The 24,331-nt window shown below is 53.7% G+C and carries 19 protein-coding genes and 2 pseudogenes; 7 read left to right on the forward strand and 14 right to left on the reverse strand.

Annotated features, from left to right (window positions below):
• Window positions 1-27 precede the first annotated feature (27 nt).
• From AC3Y2E_RS12985 to AC3Y2E_RS13015, 7 genes and pseudogenes are all read right to left on the reverse strand, one after another.
• Window positions 28-1,809 carry a hypothetical protein gene (locus AC3Y2E_RS12985; RefSeq protein WP_379211213.1) on the reverse strand — a complete coding sequence of 594 codons (1,782 nt, stop codon included), beginning with the start codon at window positions 1,807-1,809 and terminating at the stop codon, window positions 28-30.
• A gap of 55 nt (window positions 1,810-1,864) precedes the next feature.
• A pseudogene (locus AC3Y2E_RS12990) lies at window positions 1,865-2,317 on the reverse strand (NTTRR-F1 domain); the annotation flags it as partial.
• A gap of 139 nt (window positions 2,318-2,456) precedes the next feature.
• On the reverse strand, window positions 2,457-3,254 hold the full coding sequence (locus tag AC3Y2E_RS12995; protein WP_379210839.1) for a hypothetical protein: 798 nt from the start codon (window positions 3,252-3,254) through the stop codon (window positions 2,457-2,459).
• Between the two features lie 12 nt (window positions 3,255-3,266).
• The gene (locus AC3Y2E_RS13000; protein WP_379210841.1) at window positions 3,267-3,848 is read right to left on the reverse strand and encodes a DUF4179 domain-containing protein; all 582 of its coding nucleotides are present in this window, start codon (window positions 3,846-3,848) and stop codon (window positions 3,267-3,269) included.
• The gene (locus AC3Y2E_RS13005) at window positions 3,849-4,409 is read right to left on the reverse strand and encodes a sigma-70 family RNA polymerase sigma factor (protein WP_379210843.1); all 561 of its coding nucleotides are present in this window, start codon (window positions 4,407-4,409) and stop codon (window positions 3,849-3,851) included. It lies immediately after the preceding gene.
• 198 nt (window positions 4,410-4,607) lie between these two features.
• Window positions 4,608-5,105, reverse strand: a complete 498-nt coding sequence (locus tag AC3Y2E_RS13010; RefSeq protein ID WP_379210845.1) for a GyrI-like domain-containing protein — start codon at window positions 5,103-5,105, stop codon at window positions 4,608-4,610.
• 114 nt (window positions 5,106-5,219) lie between these two features.
• Complete coding sequence (locus AC3Y2E_RS13015; protein ID WP_379210847.1) at window positions 5,220-5,645, reverse strand: DUF6157 family protein; 426 nt, start codon at window positions 5,643-5,645, stop codon at window positions 5,220-5,222.
• Window positions 5,646-5,662: 17 nt separating this feature from the next.
• Between AC3Y2E_RS13015 and AC3Y2E_RS13020 the strand changes: the two genes are divergently transcribed.
• Complete coding sequence (locus AC3Y2E_RS13020) at window positions 5,663-6,091, forward strand: MBL fold metallo-hydrolase (protein WP_379210849.1); 429 nt, start codon at window positions 5,663-5,665, stop codon at window positions 6,089-6,091.
• Window positions 6,092-6,175: 84 nt separating this feature from the next.
• Here AC3Y2E_RS13020 and AC3Y2E_RS13025 read toward each other — a convergent pair whose 3' ends face one another.
• The gene (locus AC3Y2E_RS13025; protein ID WP_379210851.1) at window positions 6,176-7,123 is read right to left on the reverse strand and encodes a phosphotransferase family protein; all 948 of its coding nucleotides are present in this window, start codon (window positions 7,121-7,123) and stop codon (window positions 6,176-6,178) included.
• 409 nt (window positions 7,124-7,532) lie between these two features.
• Between AC3Y2E_RS13025 and AC3Y2E_RS13030 the strand changes: the two are divergent.
• Window positions 7,533-7,889 (forward strand): annotated as a pseudogene (locus AC3Y2E_RS13030) (helix-turn-helix domain-containing protein); the annotation flags it as partial.
• Window positions 7,890-7,980: 91 nt separating this feature from the next.
• Here the strand turns inward: AC3Y2E_RS13030 and AC3Y2E_RS13035 are convergent.
• Entirely contained in the window at window positions 7,981-10,254 is a 2,274-nt protein-coding gene (locus tag AC3Y2E_RS13035; RefSeq protein ID WP_379210853.1) for a helix-turn-helix domain-containing protein, read from the reverse strand.
• A 236-nt stretch (window positions 10,255-10,490) separates the two neighbouring features.
• Here AC3Y2E_RS13035 and AC3Y2E_RS13040 point away from each other — a divergent pair, with 236 nt between their 5' ends.
• The 5 genes from AC3Y2E_RS13040 (at window position 10,491) to AC3Y2E_RS13060 (ending at window position 17,106) form a co-directional block, all read left to right on the forward strand.
• Window positions 10,491-11,435, forward strand: coding sequence for an ABC transporter permease (locus AC3Y2E_RS13040; RefSeq protein WP_379211198.1), 945 nt, complete (start codon window positions 10,491-10,493; stop codon window positions 11,433-11,435).
• Between the two features lie 13 nt (window positions 11,436-11,448).
• Entirely contained in the window at window positions 11,449-12,333 is an 885-nt protein-coding gene (locus tag AC3Y2E_RS13045; RefSeq protein WP_379210856.1) for a carbohydrate ABC transporter permease, read from the forward strand.
• A 137-nt stretch (window positions 12,334-12,470) separates the two neighbouring features.
• Complete coding sequence (locus tag AC3Y2E_RS13050) at window positions 12,471-14,111, forward strand: type 2 periplasmic-binding domain-containing protein (protein WP_379210858.1); 1,641 nt, start codon at window positions 12,471-12,473, stop codon at window positions 14,109-14,111.
• Window positions 14,112-14,208: 97 nt separating this feature from the next.
• A complete protein-coding gene (locus tag AC3Y2E_RS13055; protein ID WP_379210860.1) occupies window positions 14,209-15,216 on the forward strand; it encodes a ComEC/Rec2 family competence protein in 1,008 nt (335 codons plus the stop codon).
• A gap of 21 nt (window positions 15,217-15,237) precedes the next feature.
• Window positions 15,238-17,106, forward strand: a complete 1,869-nt coding sequence (locus AC3Y2E_RS13060; protein ID WP_379210862.1) for a right-handed parallel beta-helix repeat-containing protein — start codon at window positions 15,238-15,240, stop codon at window positions 17,104-17,106.
• Window positions 17,107-17,824: 718 nt separating this feature from the next.
• On the opposite strand, the gene AC3Y2E_RS13065 is transcribed toward AC3Y2E_RS13060, so the two are convergent.
• The 5 genes from AC3Y2E_RS13065 to AC3Y2E_RS13085 form a co-directional block, all read right to left on the reverse strand.
• A complete protein-coding gene (locus AC3Y2E_RS13065; protein WP_379210864.1) occupies window positions 17,825-18,661 on the reverse strand; it encodes a stalk domain-containing protein in 837 nt (278 codons plus the stop codon).
• 1,821 nt (window positions 18,662-20,482) lie between these two features.
• Window positions 20,483-21,919 (reverse strand): glycoside hydrolase family protein, encoded by a 1,437-nt coding sequence (locus AC3Y2E_RS13070; RefSeq protein ID WP_379210866.1) that lies wholly within the window; start codon window positions 21,917-21,919, stop codon window positions 20,483-20,485.
• A 657-nt stretch (window positions 21,920-22,576) separates the two neighbouring features.
• A complete protein-coding gene (locus tag AC3Y2E_RS13075; protein ID WP_379210868.1) occupies window positions 22,577-22,846 on the reverse strand; it encodes a helix-turn-helix transcriptional regulator in 270 nt (89 codons plus the stop codon).
• Between the two features lie 81 nt (window positions 22,847-22,927).
• Complete coding sequence (locus tag AC3Y2E_RS13080; protein ID WP_379210870.1) at window positions 22,928-23,764, reverse strand: sulfurtransferase; 837 nt, start codon at window positions 23,762-23,764, stop codon at window positions 22,928-22,930.
• Between the two features lie 83 nt (window positions 23,765-23,847).
• Complete coding sequence (locus tag AC3Y2E_RS13085) at window positions 23,848-24,285, reverse strand: DUF350 domain-containing protein (protein ID WP_379210872.1); 438 nt, start codon at window positions 24,283-24,285, stop codon at window positions 23,848-23,850.
• Window positions 24,286-24,331: the final 46 nt, after the last annotated feature.

Below are 24,331 nucleotides of genomic sequence, written 5' to 3' on the forward strand. Positions count from 1 at the left end.
CTGGAGTATGCGTGATAGCCGTTCCGTTTACAGCCCCGTTATTCGATAATACAAAGTCTGCTCCTGTAGCAACAGTTGCTCCGGTAGGCGTATAGAAGGATGCATTGTTTTGTGTGGCCAGCGGCCCTGTCGCTCCAGTCGGGCCGGTTGCTCCCGCTGCTCCGTCGGCTCCGTCCGCTCCTGGTTCGCCTGTCGGACCTGTCGGGCCCGTTGCTCCCGCTGCTCCATCTGCACCGTCGGCTCCTGGTTCGCCAGTCGGACCTGTTGGGCCTGTCGCTCCCGGCGCTCCATCCGCTCCGTCGGCTCCGTCCGCTCCCGGTTCGCCTGTCGGACCTGTTGGGCCCGTTGCTCCCGGCGCTCCATCTGCTCCGTCCGCTCCCGGTTCGCCTGTCGGACCTGTCGGACCTGTCGCTCCCGCTGCTCCGTCGGCTCCCGGTTCGCCTGTCGGACCTGTCGGGCCGGTTGCTCCCGGCGCTCCATCTGCTCCGTCCGCTCCCGGTTCACCTGTCGGACCTGTTGGGCCCGTTGCTCCCGGCGCTCCCGCTGCTCCGTCGGCTCCCGGTTCGCCTGTCGGACCTGTCGGGCCCGTTGCTCCCGGCGCTCCATCTGCTCCGTCCGCTCCCGGTTCACCTGTCGGACCTGTTGGGCCCGTTGCTCCCGGCGCTCCATCTGCTCCGTCTGCTCCCGGTTCGCCTGTCGGACCTGTCGGACCTGTCGCTCCCGCTGCTCCGTCGGCTCCCGGTTCGCCGGTTGGACCTGTTGGGCCGGTTGCTCCTGGCGCTCCATCTGCTCCGTCCGCTCCCGGTTCACCTGTCGGACCTGTTGGGCCCGTTGCTCCCGGCGCTCCATCTGCTCCGTCTGCTCCCGGTTCGCCTGTCGGACCTGTCGGACCTGTCGCTCCCGCTGCTCCGTCGGCTCCGTCCGCTCCCGGTTCGCCTGTTGGACCTGTTGGGCCGGTTGCTCCTGGCGCTCCATCTGCTCCGTCCGCTCCCGGTTCGCCTGTCGGACCTGTTGGGCCGGTTGCTCCTGGTGCTCCGTCGGCTCCATCTGCTCCCGGTTCGCCTGTCGGACCTGTCGGGCCTGTCGCTCCCGGCGCTCCATCTGCTCCGTCCGCTCCCGGTTCGCCGGTTGGGCCAGTCGGGCCCGTTGCCCCTGGTGCTCCGTCCGCTCCGTCTGCTCCCGGTTCACCTGTCGGACCCGTTGGGCCCGTTGCTCCCGGCGCTCCGTCGGCTCCGTCCGCTCCCGGTTCACCTGTCGGACCCGTTGCTCCTGGTGCTCCATCCGCTCCGTCGGCTCCTGGTTCACCGGTCGGACCTGTTGGGCCTGTCGCTCCCGGTGCTCCATCCGCTCCGTCGGCTCCTGGTTCGCCTGTCGGACCCGTTGGGCCCGTTGCTCCCGGCGCTCCGTCGGCTCCGTCCGCTCCCGGTTCACCTGTCGGACCTGTTGGACCCGTTGCTCCTGGTGCTCCCTCCGCTCCGTCGGCTCCTGGTTCACCGGTCGGACCTGTTGGGCCTGTCGCTCCCGGTGCTCCATCCGCTCCGTCGGCTCCTGGTTCGCCGGTTGGGCCTGTTGGGCCTGTCGCTCCCGGTGCTCCGTCTGCCCCGTCGGCTCCCGGTTCGCCGGTTGGGCCTGTTGGGCCTGTCGCTCCCGGTGCTCCGTCTGCCCCGTCGGCTCCCGGTTCGCCGGTTGGACCTGTTGGGCCCGTTGCTCCCGGCGCTCCATCCGCTCCGTCGGCTCCTGGTTCACCTGTCGGACCCGTTGGGCCTGTTGCTCCCGGCGCTCCATCGGCTCCGTCGGCTCCTGGTTCACCTGTCGGACCTGTTGGGCCCGTTGCTCCCGGCGCTCCCTCCGCTTGCAGCAGCTGGACATCATCGATCAGGAAAGCGGCCGACCCGGCCGTGGACGCCTTGTCTATATACACCAGCGCCTGAGTTGCGTTCGGGGGAGCTTCTGTGGACACGGTGTAGTAGGTCAGCCACTGTGAAGCGGCCCCGTTCGGCAGCCGGCCCGGATAAATATTTTCTACAACTCCCCACCCAAGCAGATTGTTCATTGCATCGTAGAAGGATACTTGAATGGATATCAGGGCGTTAGATCCGGCTCCGTCATTGGCGAACGATGCCTTCAACATGTATTTCTCTACCGCCGATATCGGTACAAGCTGCGCTATATACCCGAATGCTGCACCGCCGAGTATACGGGCGCTATATTGACCGCTATGGCTCTCTACGTTCGTGATGGCGGCGTTCACTGAAGACCAGGGGCTCATTAACCCGGTTTCAAATCCGCCGTTGACAATCACGTTGTTAAAAGACATGACTGCTTCTCACCTGCCGTCCCTATCTGATTTGCTAATCTCCGACCGGTCATAATGAGAGATTAGCATGTATCAGTATATGTGATGACGACAGTTTGGAGCGGGCTTATACAAGGGAAGACCGCCCATTTCTCCTCTATCAATCTTGCAGCGTAATCCGAAACCCTTCCGTCATCCGGTATTTCGGATTTCGAATCGTCAGCTTTATACTGCTCTTGTCGGATCCGGTGAGTGCCAAATAATAAGTCGTAGCGTCGCCGTTTTCATCGAATTCCCATCCGAAGCCGCCAGTGCCGTCCACATCCAGATATACCCAATTGAGCTTGAAGGCGTCGCTTTTGTTCTGGAAGGACATTCGGATTTTTAACGCTTCATATACGTTTCCGTTATTACTGTCCGTATGCATGACTTTTTCCGTATCCAGCACCGTAACGTCAGCATCTTTAAAAGACAAAGCCTTGTTCACCGTCCGCCGTTCTCCCATAGCCGGGACTTTTAGCGTTACAGCGGCGGCTTCTTCACTTTCCAGCGTCACATGCGGAATATGCAGCACCGGATTGCTTTCGCCGTCATCCTTCCTGTCGAACTGAAACTGCTTGCGGACCCCTACACGGGGCGAGCGGTCCTGGATATACGGCTTGGAGCCCTGATCGGTGATTAGATGGAGATCGCCTTGCAGCTTGTCGTTATACGGGTCTTTGGTAAACGAGCTGAGCTTATAGCCCCCTGTAGAGTACGGGTACAGGTTAACGGTAAGCTTGTCGTCCGACCGGGACGATACGGCCGTGAGCGATAACGGGCCGTGAACCACAGTCGGCCCGATCTGCTCCAAAGAATGAAACCGTTCATACGACTGGAGCGTAAAGGCAATGGTCAATCCGGAATACGCATAATGAAGCCGGTACTCCGTGCCGGGCTTTATCTCGCTTTCCGGCAAAATAAAGTCTCCCTATACAATGTCGAACTTACCGCCGGTGCCCCAACCCCGATGGCTGATGTTATATGCCGCTTCTCCTGCTTGCAGCGTTACCTCGTGCCGTTGGGATCTCTCTCTCAGCAGCCGCTCTTTCTCCTCGGCCGCAGGGCCGTTATCCGGCTGTGTAAACTTCCGTTCCAATGTGAAGAGTACCGAGATCTTATTCCCGGAAGCTATAGCTTCATTCAGTGTGAGCCGGTAGACCTCATTCTCGGCCGTTACGCCCGGTGTTTGCATTCCGTACTTGATTCCGCCTTCCGGCTCGATGATGCCGTAACCGGGAACGTAGCCGAATAATTTGCCGATCGTCGCGGTAACCGAATCGAAATTCATCGAAGCGAGCGCAGCCAGCAGGAAAAGCAGGGCGGCGGCCGCCGTCAGCCGCTTTCTCCGCCGTCTGGCCCGGACCGGACGGAAGCCGGCTTTTTCGTATACATTCGCCTTAATTCGTGCGGCGATTTTCCGGTCGACGGGAACGGACAGGTCGTCGTCCAGCAGCTTGCCGGTTTCATCGGCATCCAGCCGGTCCAGCAGCGCTTTCAGTTTGTCCTCCATTTACAGCACCCCCTCCAGCAGCGACTTCAGCTTGGCCAGCCCTCTCGATACTTTTTTGTCAACCGTATTGACCTTTAGACGAAGCGCCGCGGCGATGTCCTTCGAGCTTTGTCCCAAATAATATTTGCGGACCATTATTTCACAGTCAGGCTCGCCCAACGCTTGAATGCTCTCAATGAGCGCTTCCCTCGTTTCCTTGCCGGCAACCTGATCGGCCGGGCTCTCCGACGCCTCGTCCATTCCGGCAAAGCCGCCGCCGCCCTCCAGATTAGCGAGCCTCTGTCTCCTGCTCATGATCTTGTAGTAACGGTTAATCGCTTTACGCTTCGCAACCAGCGCGACGAACGATTTGAGTGAGCTTTTCTGCGTGTCGATCGTGTCTCGGGCCTGATACAGCTCAAAAAAGATTTCGCTGACGCATTCCTCGATATCTTCTTTGTCGCATACGGACGTCAGCTTATCGGAGACGATCGTGTACACGAGTCCCATGTAGCGGTTCATCAGCAGCTCCAGCCCTTTCTCCGGATGACGGGCGAGCTTCTCCAGTATGCGATCGTCCAAACGGTTCACCTTCCTTCATTACCAAAAAAACGATATACCTTTATATTCCGCTTTTCGCGGGAAACCTGACTATGGAAACGTCTGAAACGGACAAAAAAACAAAAACCACACCCGGCTCTTTGGCCGGAGGTGGCTTCCTGCACAGTTATGGTATCATGCCGATCGAGAGACGGTCGTGAGCGTACTTACCCGCTGCAACTAGTCTTGAATCGGACCCAAGACCCGGATCGCTATCGATTCATCCGGTTGACAATCGTCATCGAAGCGGTACTTCTCCAAAATCATCCCTCTTGTCCTGGGCGCGAGTCCGTTCGTCTTCCGGTATTCAGCCAACATCCCGTACGGGTCCGGTCCCCACGGAAGAGGACCTTCATAATACACCGATGCGTAAGTCGCCTCCGGAATCGCAAACCCCATCATCCCCTCGGGGATTTCCGACAGTTCGCTGACCTGAAGACAATAGAAGTACGTGAACATCACTTCGCTGTCATACCAGGGCGCCCAATATACGTCCGGATCGACTGCATGCCGGATCTCGCCCTTGCGCTCCATGAACAGCTGTTTCGTCTTGCCGATTTTGCTAAAATCGCCGTGCTTAAACGATACATTAACGGGGAATCCGACCATGCACATTTCTTCCAGCTTGACGATCTCCACATCGTTCGCTTTGCCGACCGGCTTTCCGGACTCGTTCATCAGACTCCGACCTTTCCGTTATAAAGTTGGACTGCTATTAAATGAAACGGAAACCGGTCGTCAAACTATACACTCCGAGGTCATTCTCCCCGTCCCGGCATCCGCAGCCAACCGCTATTTCTTGCTGTTCCTCATAGCGGCGAGTACCTTCACGTCCCCTCCCGCACCTTCGGCAAACTTCCGGTACTCCGGGGATTCCATCGGCACGAGCGCCAGTTTGCCCTCCCCGTTGAAGTGGATGCCCCAGCCGTACTTTTTGGGCAGCATCGAAGCGCGCAGGCAAGCTTTCGGCGTCGAGTAAAATTCGTCCCGGATCCGGGTTCCGCTCTCGGACAACTCTTCCCGGGTAATGCCCTTGTGCCGGACGTGTACTTCGTACATAAGCTCTTCCATCGTATAACCGTACGGCTGAGACGAAACCAGCTCGTATTCGATACCGGGCTTCGTTTTCCCGGCTTTTTTGTCCGGAGGTACCGTTCCGGCCTCCGCCGGACAGTCCGGCGCTACCGTGATGAACGTATCATAATAGTTGAAGTCCATAGTAGTTCCTCCTTTGCTTGATCAAAAATACGGCCGAAGCCCAAGCCCAGCTGGACCAATTGCCGGAGCCGTGGCGCTCCGCACTGAAACGCGTGCTGGACCATCCGCCGGCCGCACCGGTGGACCGGACGATCACGCACGGCGAACGTCTACCCATCGCCGGCGGACTTGTCGTAATCGGTACCCCCGGACATACACCCGGGCATATCAGCCTGTATCATCAGCCGAGCCGGACGCTGATCGCCGCCGACGCTTTAACGGTCGAGGACGGCCGTCTGCTTGGCCCCACCGCCGGCCAAACTCACGATATGCCGCTTGCGCTCCGGTCGCTGCTGGCGTTGACGGAATACGACATCGACACCGTCGTCTGCTATCACGGCGGGCTTTACCGGGACACCAATAGCCGCATTCGAGAGCGCATTGCGGAGATCGCCCGGGGCGGCTGACGCCAATCATCCCACGGGCAGCGGCAGACCGCCATCCGGCAACCTGCTGCTGCTCGTACCCTAACCTTTCGCTCTCTGATCAGCTTACGCCTTCGTTTCGGACACACGGTCCAACAGGCTGATCAAGTAAGCGTCCAATCGCTCGATCATCATCTCCGTCGTGAGCCCCTTCATCCCCAGTGCCGTCCACCCGCCGTATACTTCCGGAGGCCAGTAGGCGAAGTCGATCAGTGTGACGAGATCCCAATACGGGTCGTATGCGAAGGAATCGACTGCATGCTGCCGGTACAGCGTCAGGAATTCGTCAGCCGTCCTTACATCGTACAGCAGAGCCAGATTGACGCGGCAGTGACCGACATCGACGCCGGCAGGGCCGATGCACCCGTTAACCCAGTCGACAACTCCGCTAACGGCGCCTCCCGACCACAATACGTTAGCCGGATGAAAGTCCCGGTGGATAAACCGCGCCGCAAACGCCGGACGTTCGCTCGTTACGATACCTGCGGCGGTCCGCCACAAATCCGGCACCTTCGACCAGGACGACGTATCCAAGGAAGCGGCGTTGCAGTAAGGAGCGAAAGCCCATGGGAAATCGCCCGCCTTCACATCATGAATCTGTATAAGAGCTTGCGCCATACCGTTCAGCCAAGCGAACCTATCCTCCGGCTCCAATACGACCTTGCCTTCGAGCCGTGTCATCAGTAAAGCCGGCAAGCCCGTGCCGCAACGGCTCCCCGTCTCGTCGAAGGCTACGACGGCCGGAATCCGCACTCCGGCAGCCTCGGCCGCCCGGCGCAGACTTTCCGCCTCACGCACAACCAGATCGGGCTGCTCCTGCAGCCACTCCTTATTGTCGATCTGCCGCAGCACGAAGTACCGGACCTCACCGTCTACACGCAGCGAAACGCCGTGAACGGGGGAGGAAACGCCTCCAAAAAGCCGCTCCACCGATAGCACCTCCGCTTCCGGATGAACCGCATCGACTACCCATTTAAGGGCGTGGTCCGACAACGTTGGTTCCGTCGATTGCATTTGCCCCCTCCTTTATCGTAGAAAAACCGTGCGAATATCCACTTGTGTTCCTTTATTAAAGAGATTCGCGAGCCTGCGGCCAATTCCCTCCACAAATTGTAAATCCCCTGACCGCTTCCAAAAAGTTATCCCGATGCTAGGCCGAGCAGGTCCAACTTCCGGTCCATAAATATCCAAATGTCACGTGACAAAAGTGATGACACCGCTCACTACTAGGAAAGGAGGCGATAATTTATATTGATATACAAGCACTTCGTTCGAAGCAGCGGTTATCCGTTCCGAGTGCAGAAACATTCTGAAAAAGAGGGAAATGTCCATGTCGAAGAAACAATATCCCGTATATTTGTCTGTGGAAGAGCGCAACATGTTGCGAGCGATTGTTTCCAAAGGTACGGCCCCGGAAATAACGATGCGGCGAGCCCAAATTTTGCTCCTGTCCGATGAGCATCGCTCCGGCGGCAACAAAACGTTCGTCGAAATCGCCGACGAGCTGCAAATTCATGTCAATACGGTGTTGAACATCCGCAAGACGTTTGCACGCCAAGGCCTGCAAGAAGTGATTCAGCGCAAAAAACGGACGAAACCTCCCGTTCCGCCAAAAGTAACAAACGAACTGGAGGCCCAGATCGTCGCCCTGAGCCGGAGCGAGCCTCCGTCAGGCAAAAGCCGCTGGTCGCTGCGCCTGCTGGCGAACAAAGCGATCGAACTGGAATATATCGATTCCATCTCCTACGACACGGTCGACCGCATCTTAAAAAAACGGGGGACAGCGGCTGCACAAAAGCGCTCGTATCCTTGACAGCCCGCAGCCTTCGCCCGAAGGCGCCCCGGGCCCGGACCGGCTCTATAGCGGAACGTCAGGTTTGGGAACTGCCGCTCCCGGATTCGATCGCCTGGCTTTTGCGGTACTCCCCGGGCGGAACCCCGGTCATCTTCTTGAACATCCGGTTAAACGAAGTTACGTTCCGGTAGCCGATCCGGACACTTATATCCTGCACGCTCAGATCGGTATCCGACAACAGATCTTTCGCCTTGCGGATGCGAACCGCATTGATATGCTCGCTGAAGTTGGCCCCCGTTTTTTCCTTGATATAGACGGATAAATAAGCAGACGACAAATTTAATTTATCGGCAAGCATATCCAGCGACACATCGTCGGCAAATTTGTTTTCCACATAATCCATCACAAAAGCTACCGTAGGGTCCTGCTCTTCTTTCTTGGTCTGGATGACCGTCGTCGCCGCATGAAACAATTCGGCGTAAAACTGCTTGAATTGCTCCAGCGTGCAGCATTGTTGAACGACGGCCAGCTGCCGCCTCTGGAGCGAGGAATCCGCATCTTCCCCGAACGGCTCCAATATTTTCGCCACCCTCGCAATTACGCCCTCGGCCAACTGCCGCAGCTGCTGAATGCTCGCTTCCTTCTTGTCCATCTGATCCAGCATCCGTTCCATGAACGAGACGCAGAACTGGCGGTTGCCCGCCTGCAGATTCGCATACAGCTCCTGCTCCTGGGGAACCGTGAACGCCAGCTGGGGCGGGACGGAGCGGCGCTCGCGAATCAGTTGCGTCTCGTCCATCGGTCTGGCCTGCTGCGCGATCTCCTGTACTTCGCGGTAAGCGTTATTGAACTGCTCCGACTGGTCGTAAACCGGACTGATCGCAATCGTCACAAGGAAAAATGCTTTGTCCCGGTCCAGAATCGTCTTCAGCTTCGACAACGTCTCATCCAGCTCGCCGGGCGCTACCTCTCCCCGGACCAACGACAAAATCTGGTTGTTCTCGATCTGAAACGTATGCGACGAGGTCACCTTCTCCGAAAGGACGAGACTGATATATTCCTGGATGTAATAGGACATCCGATCCGTCTTCATCTCGCTGTCCGCGACAGGCTGCAGCTTAAAGTGAAGCTGGAACAGCACGATGAAAAACGGTTCGTCCATCACCGCGATATCTTTCCATTCATTAATATCCGACGTAATCGATTTCAGCTTATTAATGTAGGAAAAACTCGTCAGCAGCGACTGTTTATCCAGCAGCTCCTTATGAACATCCGACTTCTCCCGCATCAGCTCGCGGATTTTCTGGTGAATCAGATCGAACTCGCGGATCGGACTTTGCAGCAAAGCCGAATCCTTTTCCATAATCGAAGTGACCATTTGCTTCACCGGCCGGTTGATTTTCCGGCTGAAATAGACGGATGCGAGCAGCCCGATGACGATCGACACCGCAAAGAGCAGCAGCAGCGTTAAGCTGGCGTTCCGGACTCTGGACGTGATGTTCGCATACGGGACCGCCGTTACGTACGTAAGTCCCCCCTCGGCATCCTTCTCGACAAAGTAGTAGTAGCCGTCAGACAAGCCATAACCGCTGCCGCCCTCGAACACCGGAATATGCTCCGTCGTGAGATTCTCGGACGAACGGTACAGCAAAGAGCCGTCCTTCCGCAAAATCATAAACTGCCGGTTGTCTTCCGTTCCGTAAAACGCCTCCTGCATCATCTTGGCGTCCAGCAAAGCGATAATCTGATAGTTCGAAGACGGCATCCGCAGCGAGAACGGAATCAGCTCGTGGCCGGACGACGAGTTCAGCGACGTTACCGTAAATGTCGTTTGCGGATGAAGCTCGTAATTGCCCCCCCGGCGGAATTGCTCCTTCCAGTACGAGAGCGGATAGTTGCGGCTCACATAAAAACGGGAAAAGAACATATCCGCATCCACAGTTCCTTCCTTCTCCGCGATCATCGAGTTCGAATCGAAATACAAGACGATGTTGTTCAGATAAAACATCGGATTGTACGCCTCGGACCGAAGCTCCTTCAACATGACCGATGCCTGAAAATAGTCTACGTCCGACTCCCCGCTTACATGCAGTTGGCGGTTAAACGCCACGACCTTCTCATCCGTGTACAAATTAAACAGCAGCGTCTTGATTCGCTCAAAGTGGGTTTTATACCTTTCTGCCGTATTGGTCAGCATAAGGCGGTTGTATTGGATAATCTCTTTTTGTACCCCTTTGTTGAACAGTTGAACGGAGATCACGTTAAAAATCGAAAACAGCACGATGATGCCGAGGAAGCTGATGAAGATGTTGAACATTAACGATTGACGGTTCCATGCAGCCCATTTCAAGCTTGGCCTACCCCTTTATTTCCGGCATGTCCGGGTCTTTTATAGTACTTCATTTATTGTATCGAAAGTCCGATTGCGGCAAAACACGCTTTTTTTTAGGTTATTATCTTTTTTTAATCCGGCCTAATCCGCCGCAAGAGAACGAAAGAACTGTAAATACTTTTTCCCGCAGCGCTCTGCTATGCTCCAAAAAGAAAAGAACGAAAGCAGGTGGGGTCTTGTCGAAACAAACTTCCATGCCGGCGGCAGCCAGAGAGGCCGGAACCAAACCGAGGCGATCGGTGGTTTTGAGGAGAATCCGTAAAAATTGGGACTTATATGTACTGCTCGCACCGGTCATCGCCTTTTTCATTATTTTCGAATACGTGCCGATGTACGGCGTTCAGATCGCCTTCAAAAACTTCATTGCCACCAAAGGCATTTGGGGCAGCCCTTGGGTCGGGTTCCACCATTTCGAACGTTTTTTTGAAAGCTATTATTTCTGGAGGCTCCTCAAAAACACACTCGGCATCGGATTGTATCAGCTGTTCGTCGGCTTCCCGGTTCCGATTATACTCGCCCTGATGATTAATGAGGTACGATCCAAATCGTTCAGCCGGTTTGTGCAAACGGTAACGTACGCGCCGCATTTCTTATCGACGGTCGTTATGGTCGGCATCCTGATGATCTTCCTCTCCCCGCAAACCGGACTGCTGAACAACGTCATCACCTGGATTCGCGGAGAACCCATCGAATTTCTGACCGAACCGGGCTGGTTCAAAAGCATCTACGTTTTCTCGGGCGTATGGCAGCAGATGGGCTGGAGCTCGATCATCTATCTCGCCGCTCTAACCGGTATCGATCCGCAGCAGCACGAAGCGGCGCGAGTAGACGGTGCTACCCGCTGGCAGCGCATCTGGCATATCAATCTGCCGGGTATTATGCCGACGATTACGATCCTGCTTATCCTGAATATGGGCTCCCTGCTCAGCGTCGGCTTCGAGAAAGTGTACCTGATGCAAAACTCCCTGAATATGCAAGCGTCGGACATCATCTCCACGCACGTCTATCGCAAGGGCATTATCGACGGACAATACAGCTATTCGGCTGCGGTCGGACTGTTCAACTCCGTCATCAACTTCATCCTGCTGGTGGTTGTTAACCGGATCGCCCGCAAAGTGAACGACACAAGCTTATGGTAGGAGGTATTCGGCAATGAACCGACAAAGCACCGGCGAGAAACTGTTTGATTGGGGAGTCCATGCCGCTCTGGCGCTCATCTGCGTCATCGTCTTGTACCCGCTCGTCTTCGTCCTCGTCGCCTCATTCAGCAGCCCAGAATCGGTCATGCGTGGAGAAGTGTGGCTGTGGCCCAAAGATATAACGGTGGTCGGGTACCAGAAAATATTCCAAAATAACGAAATCCTAACCGGATATGCAAACACGATCTTCTATACCGTAGTCGGCACCACGATTAATCTGGTCATGTCCATTGCCGCCGCGTATCCGCTCTCGCGCAAAGATCTATACGGGCGCAACTTCATCTCGGCGATGATGGTCTTTACGATGTTTTTCAGCGGCGGCATGGTCCCGACCTACTTGCTGGTGAAAAATCTCGGCATGCTTAATTCGATGTGGGCGCTTATTATCCCGGGCGCCGTCTCCGTATACAACATCTTGATCATGCGTACGTTTTTCCAAAACGGCATCCCTTCCGAGATGCAGGAAGCGGCCTCCATCGATGGCTGCTCCAATCTGTCCACACTGGTCCGCATCGTGCTTCCGCTATCGATGCCGATTATAGCCGTTATGATCTTATTCTACAGCGTCGGTCACTGGAACGCCTACTTCAGCGCCCTGATCTACTTGACGGACCGCGACAAATACCCGCTGCAGCTGTTCCTTAGAGAAATTTTGATCCAGGGTCAGATGCAGGAGATGCTCGGCGTCGGCGACGATTCCCATGCGAGAAGCGTTATGGAGGGCGAAGCAATTAAGTACGCGGTCGTCATCGTAGCCAACTTGCCGGTACTTCTGCTGTATCCGTTCCTGCAAAAGTATTTCGTAAAAGGCGTCATGATTGGGGCCATTAAAGGGTAAGGAGCACGCCGGACCGCTCCTTTCCATCCAGGCCATCTCTCTTTCAAACGCAGGAAAGCGCTTTATCTGTCAGGCTATTGAGGGCTTCGCCCTATTAGCGCATAATAACTATGGAGAAAAAGGGAGGATATTCATCCATGAACAACAAGAAACGGTGGATCGCCATGACCGCGACGGTTGCGGTAGCGGGCAGCCTGCTGGCCGCCTGCGGCAGCGACAATACATCCGGGAACGGCGGCGATGCCGGCAAGGAAGGCGGCTCGAAGGAAATCGCCAACCTGAACGCGTCCGGCATGCCGATCGCGAAGGAACCGATTTCGCTCACCTTCTTTACAGGCAAAGCGGCAACCAACGGCAATAACTTCGAGGAAACGCTCGTATGGAAAGAATATGCGAAGATGTCCAACATGAACATCAAGTTTCAGCTGGTTCCCTTCGAGAACTTGACCGAGAAGCGCAACCTGGCGCTGGCCGGCGGCGATTATCCCGATGCGTTCTACTCTGCTAGGGTTCCGGCTTCCGACTTGATGAAGTACGGATCGCAAGGCACGTTCATCAAGCTGAACGACCTGATTGATAAATATGCCCCTAATTTCAAAAAACTGATGGAGAAATACCCGGATTTGAAAAAGGGATTAACGATGCCGGACGGCAACATCTACTCCTTCCCGTCGTTTTACAGCCCGGATTTCCTGCCGATGCTGATCGGCACGCCGTTCTGGGTGAACCAGGATTGGCTTACAAAGCTGGGTATGAAGGAGCCGACGACTACAGAGGAGCTGTACCAATATTTGAAGGCGGTTAAGCAAACGGACTTGAACGGCAACGGGCAAGCGGACGAGATTCCGTACGCCGGGGAAGGCATCAACCCGCTGATCGAGCAGATCCGGGGCGCATGGGGCTTCGGCAACCGCGGTCTGGGCCACAAATTCGTCGACGTCGATCCGAAGACGAACGAGCTGCGCTTCTTCCGTACCGACCCGAAATATAAAGAAGTGATCGAGTACGTCCGCAAGCTGTATACCGAAGGGCTGATCGACAAAGAGATTTTCACGGTGAAGACGAGCGCCCTGTATGCCAAAGGCCAAAAAGGCATTTTCGGCTCGACGATTAATCCGAACCCGTCCACTCAGCTGAACCAGACCGGATATATCGGACTCGGCGCTTTGAAAGGGCCTCACGGGGACCAAGTTTACTCGCATGTCAAAGTACCTGCGGTATGGCCGGGGGCGTTCGTCATTACGGACAAAAACAAACATCCGGAAGCAACTGTCCGCTGGATCGATCATTTCTACGGCGACGAAGGCGCAACGTTTTATTTCATGGGCATTGAAGGCCAAACCTACAAAAAAGCGGCAGACGGCAAGCTCGAATTTGTAGAAGAAATTACGAAAAATCCGAGCGGTCTCACAATGGACCAGGCATTGGCCAAATATATCACATGGCTCGGCGGCAGCTACCCGGGTTACGTCCAAGAGAAATATTTCAAAGGGTCGGAGACATTGCCGGAATCGATCGCGGTTGGCAAGAAAGCTCAACCTTTCGCGGTTAAAGAGCTGTGGAACAACTTCAACTTTACAGAGGAAGAGACGGAATTCCGCTCGACGGTCGGCTCGGATATGCAGACGTACATCGGCGAGATGGAAGCGAAATTCATTACCGGCTCTCAGCCGATGTCCGAATGGGACAAATATGTCGCCACCGTACAAAAGATGGGCCAAGACCAATATATGAAAACATACAAGCAAGCTTACGAGCGTTACAAATCGAGCAAGTAAACCGAAGCCGCCGGCATAACAGCAAGTCACTTCAGGAGGGTACGGCACGATCGCCCTCCTGTTTTTGTTATAGCTGCATCACGAAAGGAGTTCAGCAATGACCTTTAAACGTTCTGCCCCTGCCTGGACCGTCGCTTTGCTCGTTTTGGTGCTTCTTGCAGGCTGTAATGGAACCGCTGCCAAAACGGAACAAGCTGCAGTCGCGCCTGCTCCGGCCATTCCGAAGACGGCTGAGCCGCGTACAGATCAAATTTTCGATAATAACGCCTACAAAGGCAAGCTGACGATCCGTTATTTCCATCTGGCCGGCGACAACTTGACCGGAGACAGCTTCCTGATCCAGTCCCCGGACGGCAAAACGATGCTGATCGACGCCGGACTGCCCGAGGTTGGCAACCAAGTCGTCGCCTACTTAAAGAAGCTAGGGATCGGATCGCTGGATATCGCGCTCAACACGCATCCGCACATCGATCATATCGGCGGCTACGCGACCGTTGCGAAAGACATTCCGATCAAGCAGTTCTACATGGAAAATCTGCCTTATCCGAAATCGAATCCTTACAACAATGCCATGGCAGCGCTTGATGCCAAGGGCGTGCCGAAAAAAACGCTGGAGGAAGGCGATACGTTCGAGCTGGGGGAGGGCGTCCGGATCGAGGTGCTGAATCCTCCGAAGGGGGCGCTCCCGGAAGCGGTAAAAACATTTTCCGCCCAGGAGATCAACGATTATTCGATGGTGCTCAAAATGACTTACGGCGACCGGACGTTCCTGTTCACAGCCGATATTTACAAGCACCGCGAAGTCGAACTGTCCTCCTCCGCGCTGAAAGACAAGCTAAAATCCGACATGATGGATATTCCGCATCACGGCAGCGAGTCCACTTCCTCCTCCGAGGCCTTCCTGCAAGCCGTATCGCCGCAAATCGTCATCATGAGCCAAAACATTTATCAAAGCCCGAATTTGAAGGAGCGGTTGGAGAAAAAAGGCGCAAAGGTGTATTCCACGGGGCTGCATGGCAACATTTTGCTCCATTCCGACGGCAAAACGATCGAAGTCGTCACGGAAAAAGACTGGGTGCCGCCCCAAAAGGCAGACAAGAATTGATTCATAAAGGAGGACTTATTGATGACTGAACAACAGCAACCGAACCGCAAGATCAGCAGAAGAAAGCTTCTCGCCGCCATGGGCGCGACGGGGGTGGCCTTAGCGGCAGGCAACCGTTTATTCGGCACGGCTGCGTCCGCTTCCGCGCAAACGGTGGCGGGGGCCGTGTATAAGGACACAGAGAAGGAGCTGGCGGAGGGCAAAGGGAAGATCAAAGAGAAAGACAAGGAGGCGCTTCAAGCTCTGATCGCCGAGACGCTCCCCTTCTACAATGTGAGGGACTTCGGCGCAGTCGGGGACGGTACGACGGATGATACAGCCGCCATCCAGGCCGCCCTGAATCAATCGCAACAAGGCCCGTGCTCGCACGTCATCATCCCCAAAGGAACGTACAAAGTCATCGATACGCTACGGATATACCGCAATACGCGACTCACTTTGCACCCCGGCGCCACGATTTTGCGGTGCCACGATTATTCGTTCCTCGTCAACGGGGACAATGGGGCGACCTACCAGGGCTATGAGGGACACGGCAATATCATTATCGAAGGAGGCGTATGGGAAGGCAATATTCTGTTGTACCCCGACGCTTATAACGGCTTCGGCCTGGCCCGGGGCCGCAACATCCTGATCCGCCATACGGAGCTTCGCGATATCGTCACGAACCACGGAATCGACATGAACGCCTGCGATAACGTCTGGATCGAGGATTGCCGGTTTCTCGGATACCGCGACGGCTCTGCGGACCAATCCCGCGATTACGCGGAGGCGATCCAGCTCGCCAATCATACGTCAGCGGGCTTCTCGCAGTGGGGTGCCTTTGACGGCACTCCGTGTACGAACATCGTGATCCGAGGCTGTTATTTCGGAGCGAGCGGCACACCGGGCACCCAGCCGTGGCCGGCCGGGGTCGGGAACCATTACGCCGTGTACGACTCGTTTAACTCCAATATCAAAATTACAGGCAATACGTTCGAGGGGATGACCTTCGCCGGCGTGCGCAGCTTCAAATTTTACGAATTGCATGTGTCCGGCAACACGTTTCTGAACTGCAAGCGGGGAATCATGCTGTCCAATCCGGCCGGCAATACCGAATCGTCCAAGGACGCGGCGGGCAATCAGACAGGGCTGCCCCAATCGTCGGCCAACGTGATCATTTCCGGCAATATCTTCCGGGGGACGTTTTCCGAGAACATCTACTGCGTCGGCTGGCCGAAAGACAACGACGTCTACGCCAAGGTCGAGTCGGTGACGATCACGGGCAATACGTTCGAGCAGGCGGTATCGACCAGCAGCAATATTACGATGCGGTGGGTAAACCGTTTGACGGTGAACGGCAACGTCTTCCGCAACGTCTATCGCGGGATCTGGCTCTCGTATGTAAGCCATGCGAACATCGGGGACAATCATTTTCATAATGTGAAGACCGAAGCGGTTTATTCGGAAGAGCCCGACGCCAACTATAAGAACAAAGGCCATACCGCCGACATCCATATCCATCATAATCAGATCGATCGCTGCGGCCGAACGGGGATTTACATTCAGACCATCGACCGTTTCCAGATCAGGGACAATACGATCCACTCGCCGGCCGTCGAAACCGACAATACCCGTCACGGCATCACCGTGGCCAATTCGGCGAAAAACGGAACGGTCTCGGGCAATCGGGTCACGAAAGCTCCGACCGGCAACCAGAACCAATACGGCATCCACGTCACCTCGACATGCAGCAACGTTCAGGTGACCGACAACTTCGCCGAAGGCAAGACAGCGCCGGTGTTCATCCAAGGCGCATCCAATTTTGACGGCATTTACATCCATGCGCCAAACGGGACGAGATATAAAATGACGATCGGCAATGATGGTTTGCCTGTTTATACGCTGGGCTGAGTGAAGCGGGATAGCTGGAGCTGAGATATTGAAGCTGCTGACAAATAGGAGTCTTTGGCGAGGCTGTCGATTCATCGTGGACAACCAAGTGGAAAGGGAAAAGATTACCTTCTGGCGAGTTTTGTCTGGAATCCCCTACCTTACAATCGTTATTCAATCAAGGGATTCCGGACAACCTGTCTGAGCAGAAGAAGGTAACTTTTCACTTGGAACGGCGGCCTGCTAACACTTCTATACAATGAATCGACAGGCTCTTTGGCACCTTTTATTTTCAGTCTTTTCGCAAGATCGAAGCAAATAAAGGTGGTTTGACCCCCTTATTTCAACTAACTGACGGAGCCCAGGGCCTTTTCGCGGATATTAACAGCTTCAAACCACCCTTATTCCCGACATTTGTTGACTCGACAAGTAGGGGACCCCTCTTCCGCCTCATCGCAATGAAAAACTTAAATGTCCAAGTAAGAAAAACTTTTTAATGACTACACGAAGTTGGCCCACGAAACCCTGCATAGGTGGAGACTTTTCTTATGGGCACTCCTGCTCCGCCCGTTTGAAAGGTTTCTGCTCCACGACACCGTGAAACGAGCCTAGAGCTCTCGTTTCTGCGCAAGCCTGTTCCGTGGGCTCATGATCTCACCCACTCGCAGTACGAAACGTCCGTTTCTAATTCGGTGCGGGTTTTCATCATCAACAATGAGACCGCTGTAATTTGTGGCTTCTACTCTGCTGAACAGCCCGCTTCTTTCAAGGCGGCATCCATATTTTTCTTGTAATCCGCCAAATATTTTTCTAAATCACTTGCGTTTCGGCTGCCGCTCCGGTTAAAGTCGTCCACGATCCTTGTAGATTGTCTGGCATAGTCCGTGACCATTTCCTTACATACCGTATTCGGATATTTCTTCGTGCTGGCAGGCTCTTCCGGTTCCGGCGGTTTGTTAGGAACATAGGTGCTTTTCATCTCGACTACATTAGCCCTGCCCCATTTGCTTAAAAATTGATATTCTTCGATCTTCTTATTGTGGAATTCCACAGCATCTATCCGCTTAACGGTTACTCTTCCATTGATATCACCGAGGTGAATAAGGTCGACAACAAGCGTCTCCGCCGGGGTTTCGGTCAGCAAGCTCGACAATGCGACAATCCGGTCGTTATCTTTGTTGGAATCGTTCGCTTTTTTCAAGTCTATTTGCAAGTACGGGCCGTACTCATTGTAGGTCAGTCTTAGGTTACCTGCTTCGTACTCTTTCGCTTTTTCGCTCAACTTCTTCAAATCGCCGGAAAAGGTCCGGGAAGGATCGGGAAGGGTCAAGTCGACATTATATTTCTCGGCATCCCACTTTACTTCCACTCCGGCTTGTCTAAGCAAATATAGCGGCACTACCGTGCGCCCGTCGCGAATCACGGCCGGAGCGTCTTCGGCCAGCAGCTTTTTCCCACCGGATATGACCTGGACGATAGGATCGCCTTTATAGTCACCATGCATGCTTGACGCTTGAACAACACTGGCGCATCCTACAAATAGTAAAACGCTAGCAGTCACATACTTAAGTTTCATTTCCGCATCCCCTTGATCCTTGTACTTTTCACTCTTTTACAGTCACTGCGGCAACCTTGCCTCAAGCAGCGCCCCGGGCATACAGCACCCAATACCCATATCCTAGATTACCAAATTTTACTGGATATTGTGGAAGTTTTTTCAGCGTGTTTTGTCGCATGTTGTGGATCATGGAAATTTGAGGGCCGTAGCAAAACGAGTGTCTGAGCGGGGCGTTTCCTATATGTATGCGGATTCCATCCAAAGTCCGGATTGGGGGTGATCGATTGATTCGTCGTGCGATTGTTCTATATGAATTCATATAGATTTTACCTTTAGAGCGCAGAATCGATGAATCTGTATGAAGAATCATATAAAATTGATCATTTTGCGCTAATTGCGATGATTCTATATGAAATATCATACAGATTAACGAAGCAGGCAGCTGGATTCAAAAAAGGCTGGCACCCCACGGTGGAAGTTCCCTGCCGCACTTTGTTTGCAACTATTGGCGGTTGGTTGCAGTTGAACGAAAACACATGCTGTCTACCATGTAACAAGCATGCAACGGCTTCACTCGTTGTTCCACTTCCCGGAAAATGGGTTTATCACTGCACGACACCGAACTTGTTCCGGTCCGGATCGTATAGCGAAAAGCCCCGGATACCGCCGTCGAAATACTCGATTGTTCCAATTGAAGTGGTATGAGGAAATGTTGGGTTTTGAAGTTACTCATCGCGATGAACCGAACGCCACGGTGATGATGATGAACGATTACAAAATCGTTTTTTGTCTCGTGCTTTCATTTGATATTGAGCATCGACGTTTTCCGAGAAACAATTACCAAGTTGAGCAATATTTCAATTTTCATACCGAAGACGCGGATGACGCATATCGGACATTGAAAGACAAAGGAGCGGAGCGATGTAACAGTTAACACATTACCGTCCGGATCCTTGAAAAAGAACCAGGCACGCCCTTGTATAAAACGTACGCGATCAATCTTCATGCCGATTTCGGACGATCGGCATCACCTCGACGCCTTTTTCGACCAGTGCGGCATATGAGTATTCGATATATCAAACGATTCGAAATTGTAGTATGGGATTTTGTCCCCTCCCGCGTCGAACATCACCGGCTGAGGCCGCTTGACTTTCCACAGATTGATATAGGTTGCTTCCCCCGGGAAGGCAAGCCCCGTACATACATCGGATATCTGAATTACTTCTAAGCGGAACATGTTTATGTACCGTTCCGTCGAAAGTTTCATGTCTGTAACGGGGATAAAGATGCCACTAAAAATTCCGACGTAGAGATACGGGGGTGCACGTAACTTTTTCGGCAAGTTCTTATTTGCAAGCTGTTGAAGTAAAAACGCCAAAAAGGGCCGCAAACAGGCTTGCCCATCGGCAACCTGCCACGCCCCCAAGCCCGCGTCCGGACCGCCTGGTATCATGCGAACGGCGATCAGTTGCTTCCCGCCCTCATCCAAAAAGTCCAACAAGTAGCATATGACATTTTGATATGGCTAGGCTTCTCAGTAGGCCATCCGCTTCCTACCGTTAGGTAATGTAGGCTGTTTTGAGACTGTCGATTACTTACTTAGTACCGAGCCTACAACAAACAGGGCCGTCTCGATCATCATCTAAAACAGCTTGGAGACGGCCCTGTTTATGCGATTATTCCACCGGCACGACGGTTGTGCGATATATTTTGCTGAACGAAAGGTTCGTACAATCGATATCGAATGTTTGCAGCGGAATCGACGCAAGATTTTTCGGCAGCCAAACCTTGCGATTTTCCTCACACAATCGCGTAGGTTTGTTCTTTTCGACGAAGAAATCAAGCAAATCTTATCGAATATAAATCCGCGTCGCGCATCCGCGCGGTCAATACCACTTCTTTGTCTGCAAATTTTGCAAGCTCACCGTTATCAAAGGTTATCACTCGGTCAATGGAATCACCGAAAATCTCGCAGCTTTCAAGTGTTTCTCCCGTGGACGACCGCAAAGTGAAGTATATATAACCCCGTGCCGATGTCGAAAAGTTAATCCTCATCTCACCGCTTGTAAAGGTAAACGGCTTGGTGGTTATTACTTTTTCGGTATAACCGGCGTGCAGCGAAACGAACCCATCGCAGCGTATGGTATATCGCCACAATTGTGCCGGCACATTCATCCAATGATTGTCATAACTGTATAATGACAACTCGGGCGGTTCGCCTTCTACAAGGGGAGGCGTTTCGATGAGCCCGCGTGCCGGAAAGCAGTCGCCGTAAACCCAATTCGAACCGTTTTCCCTACCGGGGCGCATAAAAGCCTCATCATACCGCGTAAAATTTAAACCGTCGCGGGAAACCATAAATACGCAGTCTGTAACCGCAAGTCCGTAGCGCTTGTGTATCTTCATGCGTTCAAGACGTTTTTCTTTTCCGCAAAGCTGCTCAAAACTGCCGCTCCATTCGGGGCGTTCTACATATCTCGACGGAAAACCTATATACATATGCGGTGCGCGGACATACGGCGAAACACAGTTTGTATAAAGCGGATAATCCTCCGAGTCTCCAAAACAAATCAGTTCGGGGTCGCTCCATTTTTTTCCGTCTTCTGACCAAATGTAACGTATATCGCGTATTCCGGCGTTCCAGTCGTTGCCTATGATATTGTGGAACCCGCGTATATATCCGCGATATATCCCCGCAAGCTCGTCCCAGAAAACAACGTTGAGAGAATCCATATATCCTTTTGTAGTGATAATATCGCCCATTGTAAAGTGAAGTCCGTCGGGGCTTGTGAACATTCGCAGCTCAATTCGCTGCCCAAACTGCGGATTATTATATTTTCCAACGCCTTTATATTTCTCGGACGCAGGAACGGCAGGGTTATCATCGCGGAAGACCATAAAGTTATCAAAATTATTGGTATTTTTGTCTAAAATAATATTGTTCTCGCGCGAGCCTTCCCATTCGCAGATTCCGAGCGCAGGCTTTGTCCATGTAATTCCGTCGCGGCTTTCGGCATAACAAACACGAATACCATTCGTCGTGTGATCCTTTTTGTCGGGGCTAAACATCTGCCAGGCAAGATAGTACATCCTGTATATACCGTTGTCATGTAAAATGTTGTGGTAATTGCAACCGTCGCCCTCCCACGGTGCATCATGGTTTATTGCGATATGGCGGCGAGTCGGTTCATGCAAGCGGAATTCTGCCGTCGTTTTGGCATTGTCAATCAAATAGTCGTCGAAAAAGCATTCGCGTTTTGATGAAATGTTTATCATGTTATACTCCTTTATTGTCCTATATTTTTAATTTTACCAATCAAGCTTTGTTTCTGCCGCAGAGCCATTTTAGGCCTAGGCATTGCCGTCGCACCCGTCAAAATGACCTTTTGGGACCGCCCCATTTATGCCCATGCAGTTCCATTCAAATATCCGCCGGACGCTTTAGATATAAATGTGTTCCCTTTAATAATGCCACCCGTATTGGCGACTCCTAAAATATGAAACACATAGGCACTCCCAACGATGTCCCGAATAACAGTATTACCCTTAACTACCCAATCAGTTGAATTTCCACTAACCTGTACCATCCCCGTTGCAGCCTGCCAGCAACAAAGCAACGGCCAGCAGCAACAACGGAATCATTGTAAAACGTCTCTTCATTCTCATCGGACCATCTCCCCCTATTCCTTCCCTTCATCATATCGATCCCGGCCCCGGACGCCGGAACAATTTCAACCTACCCCATCATCTGCGATCTTTTCAATCACAATATATTAAAACCGTTGCAGCGAGCGGCTTCCAGTCCCAAGTTCAACGAGTTGAATATTGTGATACAAAAAAATATCCCACGCTTCATATCCCCCCCATTTCGTTTTCGCGGGAAGTGAAAAAGCCGACAGTGTTTCCTGTCGGCATGCGAGTCGGACTGATCGTTCAGCTATCGGCGAGTTGCGGCTTTTTCTCCATGTTCCGCGTAAACAACAGCTCTCTGTACTCGGAAGCAGTAATGCTGGTGTACATTTTGAATACTTTGGCAAAATAACTGTTGCTGTTGAAGCCAGAGCGTGTGCCGATGTCGGCGATTTTCGTCCGGGAGTCGGCTAGCAGCCGCTTTGCTTCCTCGATACGGAATTCGTTCAAATATTCGATCGGAGTCCGGTTGTACCTAAGCGAATTGCTCCCACAGGTGATCGTCCAAGCCAAAAAAAGGCCGCAACAGGTCACTTCTCATAACCTGTCACAGCCCCCAAGCCCGCGTCCGACGCGGCCTCCCTACACCTACTCTTACTCGTCCCCCGTAGCAATCGGATTCTCCGCGTACGAGACCCAATCGCTCCAGCTTCCTCCGTAAAGCTTCACGTTCCGGAAGCCCGCTTCCGTCAGCGCCAGTACGTTCGGACAAGCGGTTACGCCGGAGCCGCAGTAGACGACAATCTCGTCGTCCGGGTTCAGCCCGGCGAATCTCGCCGCTTGGCCGTCCTGCCCTTTCCACCGTCCGGTTTCGTCCAGAGCGTCTTTCCAGAACCGGTTGACCGCCCCCGGAATATGGCCCGCCGCCCGGTCGATCGGCTCCTCGAGCCCCAGATACCTTCTCGGCTCCCGCGAATCGATAATCGTCGTACCGGGTTTGCCGATTCTCGACTTCACGTCCTCCATCGACAGCAGCATCTCGGGCCGGATGTTGACGGTGAACGCCGTCTCCTCCGGCTGCGCCGGCTCGGTTGTCGTCGGATAACCGGCCGCTTGCCAGGAGCTGTAGCCCCCGTCCAGCAAGTATACGTTGTCATGCCCGGCGTAACGGAGCATCCACCAAAGCCGCGAAGCCATCGCCCCGCCCTGGTCGTCATAGACGACAACCGTTTTCGTCTCATCGATCCCGGCTTGTCCGGCCGTCTTCGCAAAAATGCCGAAATCCGGCAGCGGATGACGCCCCCCATGCAGCCCGACCGGCGCAGACAAATCCCGGTCCAAATGAAAATAGACCGCACCGGGGATATGTCCCTGATCGTACGCCGTCTGACCCGCATCGGGTTGGCCCAGCACGAACCGGCAATCGGCTGCAACGACATCCGGGTTGTTCAGACGTTCCGCCAGCCAGCCGGAGTCCACTACATTACGCATCGCAATCGCTCCTTCTCCATCTTGGGATAGCCAAACTAAAATCCTGAAAGGGAGGGCTCGCCTGGGGCCAGCCTCCCCCTTGCTTAATAACTGATCAAGGCCGCCATCAGCAGCCCGGTAGCGACGCTTAACCGGGAAGCGAAAATGCCTACGCTGACGTTGCCGTTCGGAATTTCCGACACGACTTTAAATGGCGTGACCAGCTCAAAAATATAAAAGACGACAATCTGAAACACAATGCCGACTACACCCCAGACTAACAAGTCCAGCAGCGATACCGAGTGGTATACCGCCGACGCCAGCACGATGGCGAGACCGATAATTTTGCCTCCGAGATCGTGGGCGGCCGCTTTTGCGGCATTGATTTTACGAAGATCGTCGGTGGCCGCACCCTCGCGGATCAGCTTATATTCATTGTAAGGCGTCGTTACCATAAATGCCATAATGCCGACGATCAGGATCGGCAGCGTCACGCCCAAGTAGGCGAGAAAATTCAATATATTGGACCATTGCTCACTCATGAAAAAACGTCCTCTCCATTCCCGCTATGTTGTTCCCTGCCGCCTT

Source organism: Paenibacillus sp. MAH-35, from assembly GCF_058135425.1.

Coding starts and splice junctions, on each gene's coding strand:
- AC3Y2E_RS13000 (WP_379210841.1), bottom strand. CDS start 3,848: ATGGAGGACAAACTGAAAGCGCTGCTGGACCGGCTGGATGCCGATGAA.
- AC3Y2E_RS13010 (WP_379210845.1), bottom strand. CDS start 5,105: ATGAACGAGTCCGGAAAGCCGGTCGGCAAAGCGAACGATGTGGAGATC.
- AC3Y2E_RS13015 (WP_379210847.1), bottom strand. CDS start 5,645: ATGGACTTCAACTATTATGATACGTTCATCACGGTAGCGCCGGACTGT.
- AC3Y2E_RS13025 (WP_379210851.1), bottom strand. CDS start 7,123: ATGCAATCGACGGAACCAACGTTGTCGGACCACGCCCTTAAATGGGTA.
- AC3Y2E_RS13040 (WP_379211198.1), top strand. CDS start 10,491: ATGCCGGCGGCAGCCAGAGAGGCCGGAACCAAACCGAGGCGATCGGTG.
- AC3Y2E_RS13045 (WP_379210856.1), top strand. CDS start 11,449: ATGAACCGACAAAGCACCGGCGAGAAACTGTTTGATTGGGGAGTCCAT.
- AC3Y2E_RS13050 (WP_379210858.1), top strand. CDS start 12,471: ATGAACAACAAGAAACGGTGGATCGCCATGACCGCGACGGTTGCGGTA.
- AC3Y2E_RS13055 (WP_379210860.1), top strand. CDS start 14,209: ATGACCTTTAAACGTTCTGCCCCTGCCTGGACCGTCGCTTTGCTCGTT.
- AC3Y2E_RS13060 (WP_379210862.1), top strand. CDS start 15,238: ATGACTGAACAACAGCAACCGAACCGCAAGATCAGCAGAAGAAAGCTT.
- AC3Y2E_RS13065 (WP_379210864.1), bottom strand. CDS start 18,661: ATGAAACTTAAGTATGTGACTGCTAGCGTTTTACTATTTGTAGGATGC.
- AC3Y2E_RS13070 (WP_379210866.1), bottom strand. CDS start 21,919: ATGATAAACATTTCATCAAAACGCGAATGCTTTTTCGACGACTATTTG.
- AC3Y2E_RS13080 (WP_379210870.1), bottom strand. CDS start 23,764: ATGCGTAATGTAGTGGACTCCGGCTGGCTGGCGGAACGTCTGAACAAC.
- AC3Y2E_RS13085 (WP_379210872.1), bottom strand. CDS start 24,285: ATGAGTGAGCAATGGTCCAATATATTGAATTTTCTCGCCTACTTGGGC.